The sequence below is a fragment of the Propioniciclava sp. MC1683 genome, assembly GCF_014164675.1.
In the GTDB taxonomy this organism is placed as follows: domain Bacteria; phylum Actinomycetota; class Actinomycetes; order Propionibacteriales; family Propionibacteriaceae; genus Propioniciclava.
Window position 1 is genome coordinate 1 of the sequence record NZ_JACJFX010000031.1, and the last position, 15,119, is coordinate 15,119.

Annotated in this window: 11 protein-coding genes; 9 read left to right on the forward strand and 2 right to left on the reverse strand. The window is 71.8% G+C overall.

Translation table 11 applies throughout. The features are described 5' to 3' along the window. Window positions 1-142 precede the first annotated feature (142 nt). The 5 genes from H5397_RS14165 to H5397_RS14185 all read left to right on the forward strand — a co-directional run bounded on the left by H5397_RS14165 (window position 143) and on the right by H5397_RS14185 (window position 5,913). Window positions 143-772: a hypothetical protein gene (locus H5397_RS14165; RefSeq protein ID WP_182818210.1), complete on the forward strand. Its 630-nt coding sequence runs from the start codon at window positions 143-145 to the stop codon at window positions 770-772. A 73-nt stretch (window positions 773-845) separates the two neighbouring features. Further along, complete coding sequence (gene pta / locus H5397_RS14170) at window positions 846-2,906, forward strand: phosphate acetyltransferase (protein ID WP_182818211.1); 2,061 nt, start codon at window positions 846-848, stop codon at window positions 2,904-2,906. Between the two features lie 86 nt (window positions 2,907-2,992). Continuing rightward, window positions 2,993-4,174, forward strand: coding sequence for an acetate/propionate family kinase (locus tag H5397_RS14175; RefSeq protein WP_182818213.1), 1,182 nt, complete (start codon window positions 2,993-2,995; stop codon window positions 4,172-4,174). 80 nt (window positions 4,175-4,254) lie between these two features. After that, window positions 4,255-5,022, forward strand: coding sequence for an SDR family oxidoreductase (locus tag H5397_RS14180; protein WP_182818214.1), 768 nt, complete (start codon window positions 4,255-4,257; stop codon window positions 5,020-5,022). A 63-nt stretch (window positions 5,023-5,085) separates the two neighbouring features. Next, entirely contained in the window at window positions 5,086-5,913 is an 828-nt protein-coding gene (locus H5397_RS14185; RefSeq protein ID WP_208091063.1) for a 1-acyl-sn-glycerol-3-phosphate acyltransferase, read from the forward strand. Here the strand turns inward: H5397_RS14185 and H5397_RS14190 are convergent. Beyond that, on the reverse strand, window positions 5,910-8,459 hold the full coding sequence (locus tag H5397_RS14190; protein WP_182818216.1) for a YhgE/Pip domain-containing protein: 2,550 nt from the start codon (window positions 8,457-8,459) through the stop codon (window positions 5,910-5,912). The two genes, H5397_RS14185 and H5397_RS14190, sit on opposite strands and share 4 nt — an antisense overlap. Then, window positions 8,456-11,161 (reverse strand): MMPL family transporter, encoded by a 2,706-nt coding sequence (locus H5397_RS14195; RefSeq protein ID WP_182818218.1) that lies wholly within the window; start codon window positions 11,159-11,161, stop codon window positions 8,456-8,458. The genes H5397_RS14190 and H5397_RS14195 overlap by 4 nt, the downstream gene beginning before the upstream one ends. Window positions 11,162-11,260: 99 nt before the next feature. Between H5397_RS14195 and H5397_RS14200 the strand changes: the two genes are divergently transcribed. From H5397_RS14200 to H5397_RS14215, 4 genes are all read left to right on the forward strand, one after another. Beyond that, complete coding sequence (locus H5397_RS14200) at window positions 11,261-11,902, forward strand: TetR/AcrR family transcriptional regulator (protein WP_182818219.1); 642 nt, start codon at window positions 11,261-11,263, stop codon at window positions 11,900-11,902. Window positions 11,903-11,964: 62 nt separating this feature from the next. Further along, window positions 11,965-13,146 carry an HlyD family efflux transporter periplasmic adaptor subunit gene (locus H5397_RS14205; protein ID WP_182818220.1) on the forward strand — a complete coding sequence of 394 codons (1,182 nt, stop codon included), beginning with the start codon at window positions 11,965-11,967 and terminating at the stop codon, window positions 13,144-13,146. After that, window positions 13,143-13,871 (forward strand): ABC transporter ATP-binding protein, encoded by a 729-nt coding sequence (locus H5397_RS14210; RefSeq protein WP_182818222.1) that lies wholly within the window; start codon window positions 13,143-13,145, stop codon window positions 13,869-13,871. Before H5397_RS14205 ends, H5397_RS14210 begins: the two co-directional genes overlap by 4 nt. Further along, on the forward strand, window positions 13,871-15,109 hold the full coding sequence (locus H5397_RS14215; protein ID WP_182818242.1) for an ABC transporter permease: 1,239 nt from the start codon (window positions 13,871-13,873) through the stop codon (window positions 15,107-15,109). Before H5397_RS14210 ends, H5397_RS14215 begins: the two co-directional genes overlap by 1 nt. The last annotated feature ends 10 nt before the right edge of the window (window positions 15,110-15,119 follow it).

Here is a 15,119-nt window from a genome sequence, read left to right on the forward strand (position 1 = left end):
AGGAACCAGCAGTGGAAAAGCCGGGCACACCGGCAGATACCCCGCACCCTCACACGGCAGAGCTGCTCAACCACCCCCGAGAACGGGGAAATCGTCACCTACAAATCAGCGTCGGCGGATCGAGGCTGAGGGCATCATCTTGGTGCGCGAAGACACCTTTCGACACATCACCGAACTGTCGTTCGGGCAGGACTGGGACGGCGTCCTCGCTCGGTGGAATGCTGGGGAACTACCCATGACGCCCCTGGTCGGAGCTGTCCATGTGGTCCCCGATCAACTGGATCAGGTCGAGCCAGTTGCGCAACGCCTGCGTGCCGCCGGTTTTGCGCCGCGCTATGCCCTGGCAGCGTTCAATGATCTGGACGTGAGTCTTTCCGCACAGGTGACCGCGGCGCTGACCCTTGCGTCCATCCTGTTCCTCGGAGCTGGAGTTTACTTCCTGGCTACTTGGCGTACGTACGTGAGACTCGCCCGGCGCGACATGGGCATCCTGCGTCACTGGGGGGCTGACACGCGCGAGATCAGTCGGGCCTACGCACAGGTCCTACGCCGATCCCTTCTGTGGGCGTTGGCTGTCGGAATCGTCGTGTCCCTCGTGGCCACCACTCTGGCGATGGGTCCCGTCGGCGGCCTCACAGCAACGGGGCTCAACGTCGCGCTGCTCCTCATCCTGTTCTGCTCGGTCTGGTACATCGGGGAACGCTGGATCCTGGCGAAGCCATTGAGCGAGCCCATCCTCGAACTCCTGCGGAAGAACCGTGAGTTCCAGTGAGCCAGGGAGGGCGGCGGCCCACGAGGGGCGAGCGCGATGCGCGCTGGACGCCGACGCCCGGTAACCTGACCCCGTGACTCGGAGCATCTATGTGATGGCGCCCGAGGGCCAGACAGGGAAGTCGGTCGTCGCCCTCGGCATCGTTGACGCGCTGACGCGCGAGGTTGAGTCGGTTGGGGTGTTCCGGCCGATCATCAAGGGCACGGAACCGGACCAGATCCTGACCGCGCTCCTCCGCCAGCCGGCCGTCCAGCAGGAGTACGACGAGTCGTACGGCGTGACGTACCAGGACGTGCGTCGCGACGCCGACGAGGCCCTGGCCACCATCGTGCGGCGCTACGGCGAGGTCGCCGGGCACTTCGACGCCGTGGTGATCCTGGGCTCGGACTACCGCGACGCCCTCGGCGCCCCCGAACTCGGCCTGAACGCCCGCATCGCCGCCAACCTCAACGCGCCCGTCGCCTTCTGTGTCTCGGCCCGCGGCCGCAGCCCCGAGGAGGTCGTGCAGTACGCGCGCAGCTCCCTGGAGGAGCTCAAGAAGCACCACGCCACGACGATCGCGGTCATCCCGACCCGCGTGCCGACCGGCCACGAGGCCGAGTACGCCAACGCGGTCCGTGCCGCCTGGCCCGACGTCGTGGCCGGCGTCATCCCCGACCATCGGGTGCTCGCCGCCCCGCTGCTCGGCGCGCAGGTCAAGGCCGTCGAGGGACGCCTCATCGTCGGGCGCGACGACATGCTGCAGCACGACAGCCAGACCGTGATCGTCGGCGCCATGACGCTGCCCAACCTGCTGGCCCGCCTCGAGCCCGAGGCGACGGTCATCATGCCGGGCGACCGCACCGAGATGATCCCGGGCCTGCTCATGGCCCAGACCTCGGGCGCGTTCCCGCAGCTGGCCGGCCTGATCCTGACCGGTGGCTACGCGGTGCCGCACTCGATCCAGCAGCTCATCACGTCGGTGCCGCACGAGCTGCCCATCGCCATGACCGAGCTGGGCACGTACACCACGGCCGAGCGCCTGTTCCGCCTCGAGGGCATGATGACCAGCTCCGACCGCAAGACCGAGCTGGGCCGTCGCCTGTTCTCCGAGTTCGTGGACGCCGGCGCCCTGCTGGGTGCCATGCACGTCGACCGCGCCGAGATCCGCACGCCGGTCATGTTCGAGTACCAGCTCAACGAGATGGCCCGCCGTGACAAGCGCCGGATCGTGCTGCCGGAGTCGGGCGACGACCGCATCCTGGAGGCGGCGTCCATCGTGCTGCGCCGCGGCACGGCCGACATCATCCTGCTCGGCGACCCGACCGAGGTGAAGGCCCACGCGCTGGCGTCCGGCTACTCGCTCGAGGGTGCCGAGATCATCGACATGGCCACGCCCGAGCTGGTGGAGCGGTTCTCCGAGGAGTACATGCGCCTCCGCGCCGCCAAGGGCGTCACGGTCGAGCAGGCCAAGGAGAAGATGGCCGACCCGAGCTACTTCGGCACGATGATGGTCCACCTGGGCCTGGCCGACGGCATGGTGTCGGGCGCGGCGAACACCACCGCCAACACCATCCGCCCGAGCCTGGAGTTCGTGAAGACCAAGCCGGGCGTCTCGGTGGTCAGCTCCAGCTTCCTGATGTGCATGTCCGACCGCGTCGACGTGTACGGCGACTGCGCCGTGAACCCCGACCCGACCGCCGAGCAGCTCGCCGACATCGCGATCAGCTCCGCGCAGACGGCCGTGGCGTTCGGCATCGAGCCGCGCGTGGCGATGCTGTCGTACTCGACCGGCTCGTCCGGCGCGGGTGCCGACGTGGACAAGGTACGCGAGGCGACCGACCTGGTCCGCCTGCGGGCGCCGCACCTGAAGGTGGAGGGCCCCATCCAGTTCGACGCCGCCGTCGACCCCGACGTCGGCTCGAAGAAGATGCCGGGTTCGGACGTGGCCGGTCAGGCGACCGTGTTCATCTTCCCCGACCTCAACACGGGCAACAACACCTACAAGGCCGTGCAGCGGTCGGCGGGTGCGCTCGCGGTCGGTCCGGTCCTGCAGGGCCTGAACAAGCCGGTCAACGACCTGTCGCGTGGCGCGCTGGTGGACGACATCGTCAACACCATCGCCATCACCGCGATCCAGGCGCAGAACAACTGATCCACCCGAGGGGCCGGACGACGGGGTCCGGCCCCTGCACCACCCACGAGTCCGGACGCGTCGCGGCCCGGGGTTAGGAGCCACCCATGAGCATGGACATCCTCCTGTTGAACGCAGGGTCGTCCTCGATCAAGTACCAGGTCATCGACATGGCCGACGAGCGGGTCATCGCGACCGGCCTCATCCAGAAGATCGGCGGCACGGGCAGCACGCTCGAGCACACCGTCGGCGGCGAGGAGTTCACGGTCACCCAGGACTTCGCCGACCACGAGGAGGCCCTCGCGGCGATGACGTCGATGTTCGACGCCCACGGCCCGAAGATGGCCGACATCAAGGCCGTCGGCCACCGCACCGTGCACGGCGGCGACGAGTTCGACCACACCGTGCTCATCGACGACAAGGTGATCGACACCCTGATCCGCCTCTCGCCGCTGGCCCCGCTGCACAACCCGCCGGGCATCACCGCCATCCGCGCGGCGCAGCACATCCTGCCCGAGGTGCCGCACGTGGCGATCTTCGACACCGCCTTCTTCGCGCACCTGCCCGCCGAGGCGTACAGCTACGCGATCGACGTCGAGACGGCCAAGCGCCTGAAGATCCGACGCTACGGGTTCCACGGCACGAGCCACAACTACGTGTCGCACAAGATGGCCGAGGTGCTCGGCAAGCCCTACGACGAGCTCAAGATGATCGTCTGCCACCTCGGCAACGGCGCCTCGATCTCGGCGATCAAGGACGGCCAGCCGGTCGAGACCTCGATGGGCCTCACCCCGCTGCAGGGCCTGATGATGGGCACCCGCTCGGGAGACATCGACCCCGGCATCCACGCCTACCTCTACCGCTCGGGCATGACGATCGACGAGATCGACAACCTGCTCAACAAGAAGTCGGGCCTGCTGGGCATGTCGGGCTCCAACGACATGCGCGACGTGGGCGACAAGGCCGCCGCCGGTGACGAGGCCGCGCAGCTGGCCCTCGACGTGTACGTGCACCGCCTCGTGTCGTACATCGGCTCCTACATGGCGATCCTCGGCGGCGTGGACGCCGTGGCCTTCACCGCCGGCGTCGGCGAGAACGCCGCGGCCATCCGCGAGGCCGTGGTGACGCGCCTGCACAACCTCGGCTTCCACCTGGACGCCGAGCGCAACGCCGTCCGCTCCAAGGAGCCGCGCCTCATCTCCACCGACGACTCGCCGGTGAAGGTGCTCGTGGTGCCGACCAACGAGGAGCTCCAGATGGCGCGCGAGGTCAAGGCCGTCGTCGCCTGATCCTCCGCCGTTCACATCCGGCCGCCGTCGTCACCCTCGGGTGGCGGCGGCGGTTCGGCGTCCCCGGGTAGGTTGAACACATGACCACCGCCCTCGTCACCGGCGCGACCGCCGGCATCGGCGCCGAGTTCGCCCGCCAGCTGGCCGCCCGCGGCGACGACCTGGTCCTCGTGGCGCGTGACCGCGAGCGCCTCGACGCGCTGGCCGCCGAGCTGTCCGCGGCCCACGGCGTCCGGGTGGAGGTGCTGGGCGCCGACCTGGCCGACCGCGCGCAGGTGGCCACGGTGGCCGACCGCCTCGCCGATCCCGACAACCCGATCGACCTGCTCGTGAACAACGCCGGTTTCGGCACCACGACCACGCTCGACGACCCCGACACCGCCCAGCAGGAGCAGGCGCTCGACGTCATGGCCGTCGCCCCGATGGTGCTCGGCGCGGCCGCGGGCGCGGCGATGCGCGCCCGGGGGCATGGCCGCATCATCAACGTCGCCTCGCTCAGCGCGTGGATCACCCAGAGCGGCTACTCGGCGGTGAAGGCGTACACGAAGGTCTGGTCGGAGGGCCTCGCGGGCGACCTCGCCGGCAGCGGTGTCACCGTCACGACGCTGTGCCCGGGCTGGGTGCGCACCGAGTTCCACCAGCGGGCGGGCATGGGCGCGTCGGGCATCCCCGACTGGGTGTGGGTGGACGCCGAGCGGTGCGTCCGCGAGTGCTTGGCCCACGCGGAGGCCGGCAAGGTGTTAAGCATCCCGACCAAGCGGTGGAAGCTGGCGGCGTTCGCGCTGCAGCACGCCCCCCGGCGCGCGGTGTACGCGATCAGCGCCCGCGCCGCCCGCATGCGCACCTGACCTGCGCCGACGGCGCCGCGGTGGTGCACAATGGCAGCGTCGAACAGCGAGGAGACACCTGACGTGGGCAAGGACGATCTGGGCAAGTACTCAGACACCCCGCAGGCCATCGCACGCTTCGTGGCCCAGCAGTTGATCATGAAGCCGTACGTGTGGTCGGCGTTGTCGGTGCACATCCACGGCGATCGCCACCTGAAGGAGCTGAACGCGCCCTTCATCGTGATCGCGAACCACTCCAGCCACGTGGACACCACGGTGATCTACGGCGCGCTCCCCCGCCGACTGTCCCGCAACCTCGCCGCCGGTGCCGCCGCCGACTACTTCTTCAAGAAGAAGACCTCCGCCCTGGGCACCCGCATCTTCTTCAACGCCTACCCCGTCGACCGCGGCGGCATGCGTGGCCACGCGGGCCTGTCGGGCCGGTTGCTCGATGACGGCGTACCGCTGCTGATCTTCCCCGAGGGCACCCGCTCGCGCACCGGCGCGATGGCCAAGTTCAAGATGGGCGTCTCGGCGCTGTCGATCCAGCACGAGGTGCCGGTCCTGCCGATCGCGCTCGTGGGCGCCTACGCCGCCATGCCGTACGGGCAGAAGCTGCCGGTACCGGGGCGTCCGACGGTGCACGTGGTGTTCGGCCCGCCGATGCGCGCCCTGCCCGGCGAGACCGTACCGCGCTTCAACGAGCGGCTGTACAACAAGGTCATCGAGCTGCACGACACGACGGCGCGGGCGTACGGCATGCCGACGCAGTCCGACTTCTGGCGCTCGGTCGCGCTCAAGGACGCCGCGAAGAAGGCCAAGTCGAAGGCGGACGCCGAGGCCGCCGACGTCGACGAAGAGGCCACGGAGGACGGCGCCGCCGGGACGACCGGCGACGCCCCCAACGACTAGCCCTTCACCACCGCGGCGAGCGGCACGGTCCGCGAGCGCGCGACCGAGGCGGCGGCGGCCCCGAGGGCCACGATTCCCCAGCCGACGAGCACGAAGACCGGGATGGCCACCCCGGTGCCGGTCGAGACCGCACGCACGGCGTCCAGCGCCGGGGACACCGGCGAGAGCGACCGCAGCGCGGAGAACAGTCCGGGCGCGGTGGACGTCGTGGCCGTCACGGCCGTCACCAGCGCCATCGCCAGGGCGGCGATGCGCCCGCCGTTGCCGAACAGGGCCGCCAGCGCGTGGTTGACCGCGGCGAACGCGGCGCCGGCGACGAGCATGACGAGGCCGAGCAGCACCCCCTCGCCCCAGGTCAGCTTGAGCGCCACCGCGCCGAGCACGGTGAGCAGCACCGCCTGCGCGGCGACGATGCCCAGGCCCGGCAGGAACGCGCGCCCGAACAGGGCGCCGGTCCCGGCGGTCGACAGCGCGGCGCGGCGCGACAGGCCCGGCAGCGCGGCGAAGGTCGCCAGCGCGCCCACCCACAGGGTTGAGGCGAGCAGCAGGCTCACCCACGCGAGGTTCGGCCGCACGAGCGACGACAGCCCGTCGGTCGAGACCGGCGAGGCCACGACGCCCGCGAGCTGGTCGCGCTCGGCCTCGGTGTAGGTCGGGATGTCACCCGCGCCCGAGGCGACGCCGTCGGCGAGCTCCTGGGTGCCGTCCGCGAGGGCGCCGGCACCGTCGGCGAGCTGGCCGAGGCCACCCGCGAGCAGGGACGCCCCGCCCGCGGCCTGGTCGATGCCGCCCGTGTACTGGTCGACGCCCGAGGACAGCTGGCCGAGGCCGTCGGCGAGCAGGCGGGCGCCGCCGGCGGCCTGGTCGACGCCGCCGGTGTAGGCGTCCACGCCTCCGCTGAGCTGGGTGAGCCCGCCCGCGAGGCCGGTGACGCCGTCGGCGAACGCGTCGGTGCCGTCGGCGAGCCCGCGGGCTCCGCCGGCGAGCTGGTCGGCGCCGCCCACGAGCTGGGTCGCGCCGTCGGCGAGCTGGTGCCCGCCCTCGGAGAGTTGGGTGCCGGCGCCGATGAACTGGTCGAGCAGGGCGAGCACCTCGGCCTTGGTGGTCGGGGTGCCCTCGGGGATGGAACCCTGCAGGGCCTCGAGCTCGGCCTGGACCCGCGGCGCCCACGCGACCATCTCGGTCGACGCGGCGGAGATCTGGTCGAGCAGCGCGAGGATCGCGGTGCCGGCGTCCTTCAGGTCCACGGCCTGCCCGGCGAGGTCGCCGGCGTCCGTGGAGACCGGGGCGAGGGCGTCCGCGACCTGCTGACCGGCGGCGGCCACGCCCTGCTGGTAGGCGGTGCACGCCTCCTCGGACAGGCCCTCGGGGCAGGTGGCGGTGCCGGCCGCGAGCGCGGACGCCCGCTCGGCCGCGGCGGTCACGCCGGCGCGCACGCCGGCGGCGTCGTCGGCCAGGCCCATGGCCTCCTTGACCCAGGCGCGGGCCTCCGCGACGAAGGCCTGGACGCGTGCGTCGAATGCGATCGCGCGCTCGGTGAGCTGGGTGACCGACGCGGCGGCCTCCTCGAGCCAGTCGGCCCACTCGGGGATCCGGTTCAGCGCCGCGCGCAGCGGCGTGAGCAGGCCGTTCACCGCGCCGGTGTACTGGGTGACGCCGTCGGCGTAGGTGGCCACGCCGTCGGCGTAGGTCTGGGCGCCGGTCGCGTAGGCGTCGGCACCGTCGGCCCACTGCCGGGTGCCGTCGGCGAGCTGGGACGCCCCGCCGGCCAGCTGGTCGGCACCCGAGCTCGCGGCCCGGACGCCGTCGCGCAGCTGCGCCGACCCCGCCGAGGCGAGGCCGAGGCCGTCGGCGAGCGCCTTGGCGCCCGAGGCCGACTGGGCCGCGCCGCTGCGCAGCTGGGGCGAACCGGCCGAGGCCAGGTTGAGGCCCTCGGACAGCGCGAACGCGCCGTCGGCCGACTGGTAGGCGCCGTCGGAGAGCTGGTTCGCGCCGTCGGCGAGCTGGGCGGTGCCGTCGACCATCTCGAGCATCTGGGCCGACATCTGGTTGAAGCCGATGTAGATGTTCTTCAGGTACTCCCCGGTCAGGAACCGGTTGAGCGCGTTCGCGGCGGCGTCGGCGATGGTCTGGCCCAGCGCGGTCTCGTCGAGGCCGGCCACGGGCGAGGTCTCGACGTGGATCGTGGCCTGGCGCGCCTCGCTGGCCTCGCCCCCGAACGACGTCGCGGCGGCGGAGAACTCCTTCGGGATGGTCACGACGGCCGCGTACCGGCCGGTGCGCAGGCCCTCGGCCGCCTTCTCCTCGGTCGCCATGACCCAGTGGAAGTTCTGCTCACGGTCGGAGTCGACCAGCTCGGCCACGAACTGGCGTCCGAGCGGCATCATCTGGCCGTTGACCTCGACCATCTCGTCGTTGTTCACGACGGCGGCCTGCACGCCGCGCAGGCCGGTGTCGGCGTGGGCCGTGCCCCACAGGAAGCCGCCTGCGACGAGCAGGGGCACCAGCAACAGGGCCAGCCAGGTGGTCCAGCGGGAGCGTTTCATCGGGTACCTCCAACGAGGGCAGGGGTGCGTGCGGGGTCGAGCGCGGCCAGGGTGTCCGCGTCGTCGCCCGCCAGGACGAGGGTGATGTCGGGGTCGGACGCCAGCCGCTCGACCACGGCGCGGGCCGGGCCGGTGAGCCGGTCGACGTCGTCGACGGCGACCAACTCGACGGTGCGCTTCTCCGGATCGGCGGAGGCGACCCGCTCGAGGAGCCGCTCGGCGTCGGGGTTGGTGCCGTCGAGCCACAGGGCGTGGCGGCGGAGCTCCCCGGCCTGCTGGGGCAGGACCAGGCCGAGGACCTTGAGCTCGCCGGAGGTGAGCGCGAGGCGTCCGGTGAGGGCCAGGGTGAGCGCGCGACGCGAGGCGGGCGGCCCGTCGAGGACGAGCGTGCGCCCGCGGGCCACGTCGACGTCGACGCCCTCGAACAGCTCGGTGTCGGGCGTGGCCGCGCCGAGCCCCTGGCCGTAGATCGCGTGCTTCGCGCCGGGGTGCGGCCAGTCGGCCAGGGAGAGCTGGTGGACGATGGCCTCGCCCTCGGCGTCCATCTCGGGGAGGCGGCGGTCGAGCCACGCCGGCAGCCACCAGGCTCCGCTGCGGAGCATCTTCATGACCGCCGGGCCGAGGGTCATGCGGACGAGGAAGGCGTCGATCGCCACGCCGACGGCCAGGCCGAGGGCAATGGGCTTGATGACGCCGCTGCCCGCGGGGACGAAGAACGCGAAGACGCTGACCATGATGATGGCGGCCGCGACCACGACCTTGGCGGAGTGGACGAAGCCCTCCTCGGTCGGGTTGGTGCGGTTGCCGTGGACGTACTCCTCGCGCATGCGGGAGGTGAGGAAGATCTCGTAGTCCATGGCGAGGCCGAACAGGATGCCCATCAGGATGATCGGCAGGAACGAGATCACCGGGATCGCCTCGGGGAGGTTGATGATCTCCTTGCCCCAGCCGAGGTTGAACACCAGCGTGGTGATGCCGAAGGCCGCGCCGACGCTGAGCAGGTAGCCCAGGGCCGCCTTGACCGGCACGACGAGCGAGCGGAACACGACCGTGAGCAGCACCAGCGACAGGCCGACCACGAACAGCGAGAACGGCAGCAGGGCGCCGGCCAGCTGGGCGGAGACGTCCAGCGCGACGGCCGTGTAGCCCGTGATCGCCATGTCGACGCCGCGGTCGGCGCGCCACGTGTCGGTGAGCGCCTGCAGGTTGTGGACCAGCTGGCTGGTCGCGGGGTCGTCGGGCCCGGTGGTCGGGATGACCTGGATCAGGGCGGTGTCGGCGTTCGGGTTGGGGACGGCCATGGCGACGAGCTTCACGCCGGGCACCTGCTCGACCTCGTCGGCCAGCTCGGTGACCAGGCCCATCGGGTCGGTGGACTCGACGATCGGGCCGGTGATGACCAGCGGGCCGTTGTAGCCGGCGCCGAAGCGCTCGGTGATGAGGTCGAACGTGATGCGGTCGGGCGCCCCGGGCGGGTTCTGGCCCGAGTTGGGCAGGGCCAGCTTGAGCTGCGTGGCCGGCAGGGCCAGCGCGCCGAGCATCGCGATGACCGCGAGGATGGTGAGCAGCGGCACCTTGGTGATGACGCGCACCCACCAGCGGGATGCCCGCGTCCAGCCGTCGGGCTTCGCGTGCTGCTCGATCGGACGCCCCTCGGCCATGGCCAGGCGCGCCTCCTTGGGGCGGATGCGGTCGCCGGCGAAGCCGAGCATGGCGGGCAGCAGCGTGAGGGCGAGGGCCACCTCGATGGCGACCGCGACGGCGGAGAACACGCCCATGATGCCGAGGAAGGGGATGCCGGCAACGCTCAGGCCGACCAGCGCCACGATGACGGTGGAGCCGGCGACCACGACGGCCGAGCCCGCGGTGGCGGTGGCGCGCGCGGCCGACTCCTCGGCCTCCATGCCCGTGGCCAGCTGGTCGCGGTGGCGGCTGACGATGAACAGGGAGTAGTCGATGCCGACCGCCAGCGCGAGCATCAGGGCCAGCAGCAGCGTGGTCGACATGATCGGGATGACCCCGGCCGCGATCACGATGACGAGCACGGACGCCCCGGCGCCGACCAGCGCGCTGATCACGGGCATCAGGGCGGCGCGGAGCGACCCTAGGACGACCAGCAGCACGATGATGGCGATGCCGACGCCGATGGCCTCGATGGCGGAGAGGTGGGGCATGGAGACCGAGAAAAGGTCACCGCCGACGTGGACCTCGCCGCCGGGGATGGCGTCCTGCAGGTCGGCGCCCGCCTCGACCAGCATCTCGCGCTGGGCGTCGGTGAGGTTGGACGGCCCGAGGCCCTCCTTGGCGCGGACGTTGATGAGCGCGGCGGTCTCGTCGTCGCTGATCAGTCCGTCGACGTACTCGAAGAAGGGCGACTGCGCCATCTCGACCCAGTCGAGCTCCTCCAGCAGCGGCAGCTCGTCCTCGATCGCCTGCTTGATGGCGGGGTCGGTGACCTTCTGCCCCTCGGGCGCGAGGACGACCATGTTGGCCGAGCTCAGCGCCGCCTCGGGGAACGTCATGCGCAGGCCGTCGAGGGCCACCTGGGACGACGCGCCCGGGATGTCGAACTCGTCGTTGAAGGAGCCGCCCACGGCGAGCGCGAGGCCGCCGAGGACGACGAGGATGGCGAGCCAGGCCGCCACGACGCGCTTGCGTGCGCGCCACGAGGCTCGGGCGAGCCGGTAGATCCAGGTGGACACAGGGCACCCTTCGATACAGAAATGTATTGAATACGATACTGTATCGATCGTCCCCCTCAAAACCTGTTGCGGGTTAGGGTGGACCGACGAGGAGGAGACGTGACCGAGACCCTGACGGCTCGCCGCGCGGCCACGCGCGACCGGCTCGTCGACGCCGCGATCCGGGTGTTCGCCGAGAAGGGCGTGCTCGGGGCGTCGGTCGAGGAGATCTGCGAGGCCGCGGGCTTCACCCGGGGCGCGTTCTACTCCAACTTCTCCAGCAAGGACGACCTGTGCATCGCGGTGCTGGATCGGCAGATCTCCGACCAGATGTCCGCCCTCGACAAGGCGCTGGCCGCCGTCGACATAGCGCCCACCACCGACATCGACGCGCTCATGCGCGTGGCGCTCGAGATGTTCTTCGCCTCCCGACCCACCGACCGCGACTGGGTGCTGACCGGCCAGGAGCTGCGCCTGCACGCCGCGCGCTCCCCCGAGCTCGCGCTCGCCTACCGCGAGACCCACCGCCGCGGAACCGAGGCCGTCGCCGGGGCGATCAGCCACGCACTGTCGACGCTCGGCTACGAGCTGGCCGTCACCGGCCCCGAGGCCGTCGGGGCGCTGCACGCGGTGCACGACCACGGGATGCTGGGCAACCTCATCGGCGTCGACCCCGCCGACGGCGACCTGACGCTGAACCTGCTGCCGAGCGTGCTGAAGGCACTCATCCGTAAGTCGGGCGGGCCTCAGCCCCAAGGCTGACGCCCGGGGTCCCGTCCTGGGGGAGGATGCGGTTGCCACCTCCGAACCGAACGGACGCCCCCGTGTCAGAGATCCAGTCGCCGCCGCCCCCGGCACCGACCCCGCCCCCCGCCCCGAAGCGCCGCCGCCGGACCATCCTGTTCGTCGTGCTGGGCGTCGTGCTCGTCCTGCTCCTGGCCCTCGCCTGGGTGGTGCAGTCCTTCCTCGCGAGCATGGCCGCCTTCTCCGAGGGGGGTGGCCGGAACGAGGTGCAGGTGATGCGGATCGACCTCGCCCCGACCGTCACCCTCGCGGGCACCATCGCCCCCACCCAGCGGCTCGACCTGTCCTTCACCAGCGACGGCGAGGTCACCAGCGTTCCCGTCGCCGTGGGCGACAGCGTGACGCGCGGCACGGCGCTGGCGTCCATCGACGACGCCGACCTGCGGGCCGCGGTGAGCGACGCCACCGCCGAGGCCACCGCCGCCCGGCAGGACTACAACTCCGCCCGCCGCACCGGCCCCGCGGCCGCCGTGACGGCCGCCCGGTCGGCGCTCAGCCTCAAGGAGCAGGCGCTCAAGGACGCGCAGGCCGCCCTCGAGAAGGCCACGCTCGTCTCCACCATCGACGGCGTCGTCGCGGCCGTGAACGTCAAGGTCGGCGACCGCATCGGCGACGGGGCGTCCGCCCCCGCCGGTTCCGGGGGCTTCGACCCGATGGGCATGGGCGCCCCGGCCGGCGGTGGCTCGGACACCGGCGCCGCCGTCGTGGTCATCTCCCGCACCTTCCAGGTCGACGCCTCCGTCGGCAGCGCCGAGCGGCCGCTCGTGACCAAGGGCATGCAGGCCACCGTCCGCGCCTCCTCCAGCCGGACGCCCCTGCCCGGCAAGGTCAGCGCCGTCGGCGTCATCGCGACCTCCGCGCAGGGGGACCGCCCCACCGCGGCCACCTTCCCCGTGACCATCACCCTCGACGGCGAGCCCGCCGACATCTTCACCGGCGGGGCCGCCACCGTCGACCTGGTCGGCGAGGGCCGCACCGGGGTCCTCGCCGTCCCGCTCGGCGCGCTGCTCAACGGCGGCCAGGGCACGGAGGACTCGGTCCTCGTCCGGCGCGACGGCGCCGACCCGCAGCCCGTCCCGGTCATGCTGGGCACCCGTCAGGGCGACCTGGTCGAGGTCGTCTCCGGCCTCGACGAGGGCGAAACGGTCCTCGTGATGGGCGGCATGGCATCCCTCGGCCCGGTCGAGGAGAAGCCGCGATGAGCGTCACCGAGCCGCTCGCGGACGCCGCGCCGGTCCCCGTCCTCCAACTGCGCAACGTCTGGAAGACCTACCGCGGCGACGGCGTCGAGGTGCACGCCCTGCGCGGGGTCGACCTCGACGTGCAGGCCGGCGAGTACGTGGCGATCATGGGACCCTCGGGTTCGGGCAAGTCGACGTTGATGAACGTCATCGGCTGCCTCGACGTCGCCTCCCACGGCCAGTACGTCCTCGACGGCGAGGACGTCGCCCACCTCACCGACAACGACCTGGCCGACATCCGCAACGAGCGGATCGGCTTCGTCTTCCAGCAGTTCAACCTCCTGACCAGCCAGCCCGCGTGGCGCAACGTCGAGCTCCCCCTCTGGTACGCCCGGGTGAAGGGCGGCGTCCGCAAGCAGCGCGCACTGGACGCCCTCGCCCGCGTCGGCCTCGCGGACCGCGCCCACCACAAGCCCGGACAGCTCTCCGGGGGCCAGCAGCAGCGCGTCGCCATCGCCCGCGCGCTCGTCACCGACCCGGCGCTGATCCTGGCCGACGAGCCCACAGGCAACCTCGACTCGGTGTCGACCGCCGAGATCCTCGACCTGCTCGACGAGCTGCACCGGTCGGGCCGCACCATCGTGCTCATCACCCACGAGGCCGAGGTCGCCGCCCGCGCCCAGCGCGTCGTGCGCGTCTTCGACGGCCGCATCGCCTCCGACGAGCCCGGGGGGTGGACGCCGTGATGACCTGGTGGGAGACCTTCCGCATCGCGCTGGACGCCATCGTGGCCCACCGGGTGCGCTCGATCCTGACCACGCTCGGCATCACGATCGGCATTGCTGCGGTGACCCTGTCGGTCGGACTGGCCCAGGGCGCCTCGTCGGCGGTCACCAGCAGCATGGGCGACCTCGGCTCCAACATGCTCACCGTGATGGGCGGCTACTACGGCCCGGTTCCGGCCGACGGCATGATGATGGCCCCGACCGAGCAGGTGCCCCTCACCGTCGCGGACGCCGACGCCCTGGCCGACCGCTCCGTCGCCCCCGACATCGCCGGCGTCGCCCCGGTGATCAACACCGGCTTCGAGCTGACGGCCGGGGACAAGGTCGCCGGCACCAACGCCGAGGCGACCACGACGAGCTGGTTGTCCGTGCGGAGCCGCACGCTGGCGTCCGGCCGCTTCTTCACCGACGAGGAGTACGCCGACGCCGCGCCGGTCGTGGTGCTCGGCACCCAGGTCGCGGAGCAGCTGTTCGGCGACCCGTTCTCGGCCGTCGGCCAGATGGTCTCGGCCAACGGAAGCAGCTTCCGGGTGATCGGCGTGCTGACGGGCGAGGGCAGCGTCGGCGGCATGATGGGCGCCGACGACATGGCCGCGATCCCGATGACCACCTACCGCGAGCGGCTGGCCTGGGGCGACGACCCGGTGTCGGCCATCTACGTGCAGGCCGCGTCGGTGGAGAAGCTGCCGCAGGCCTACCAGGAGACCGAGGCCCTCCTGCTCGGACGCCGCGGCGTCACCTCGCCCGACCAGGGCGGCTTCATGATCATGGCCCAGCAGTCGCTCGTCGACGCGATGGCCGAGGTCACGAACGCACTCACCCTGCTGCTCGGCGGCATCGCGGCGATCTCGCTGGTCGTCGGCGGCATCGGCGTGATGAACATCATGCTGGTGTCGGTGTCCGAGCGCGTCCGCGAGATCGGCCTGCGCAAGGCGCTCGGCGCCCGCCGCCGCACGGTGCTGCTGCAGTTCCTCACCGAAGCCGCCCTGCTCGCCCTCGTCGGCGGCATGTTCGGCCTGCTGCTCAGCGGCGGCGTCGCCTGGCTGATCACGGCGGCCACCCAGTTCCCCATCCCGGTGTCGGTGCCGACGGTGCTGATGGCGCTCGGCGTCTCGGCGACCATCGGCATCATCGCCGGGGTCTACCCCGCGTCGCGGGCGGCCCGGCTCGCCCCCATCGACGCCCTCCGTCGCGAGTGAGGACCACCCC

Bases quoted from the DNA above. Each gene is read 5' to 3' on its own strand.
- H5397_RS14175 (WP_182818213.1), top strand. From the start codon at position 2,993: ATGAGCATGGACATCCTCCTGTTGAACGCAGGGTCGTCCTCGATCAAG.
- H5397_RS14180 (WP_182818214.1), top strand. From the start codon at position 4,255: ATGACCACCGCCCTCGTCACCGGCGCGACCGCCGGCATCGGCGCCGAG.
- H5397_RS14190 (WP_182818216.1), bottom strand. From the start codon at position 8,459: ATGAAACGCTCCCGCTGGACCACCTGGCTGGCCCTGTTGCTGGTGCCC.
- H5397_RS14210 (WP_182818222.1), top strand. From the start codon at position 13,143: ATGAGCGTCACCGAGCCGCTCGCGGACGCCGCGCCGGTCCCCGTCCTC.
- H5397_RS14215 (WP_182818242.1), top strand. From the start codon at position 13,871: ATGACCTGGTGGGAGACCTTCCGCATCGCGCTGGACGCCATCGTGGCC.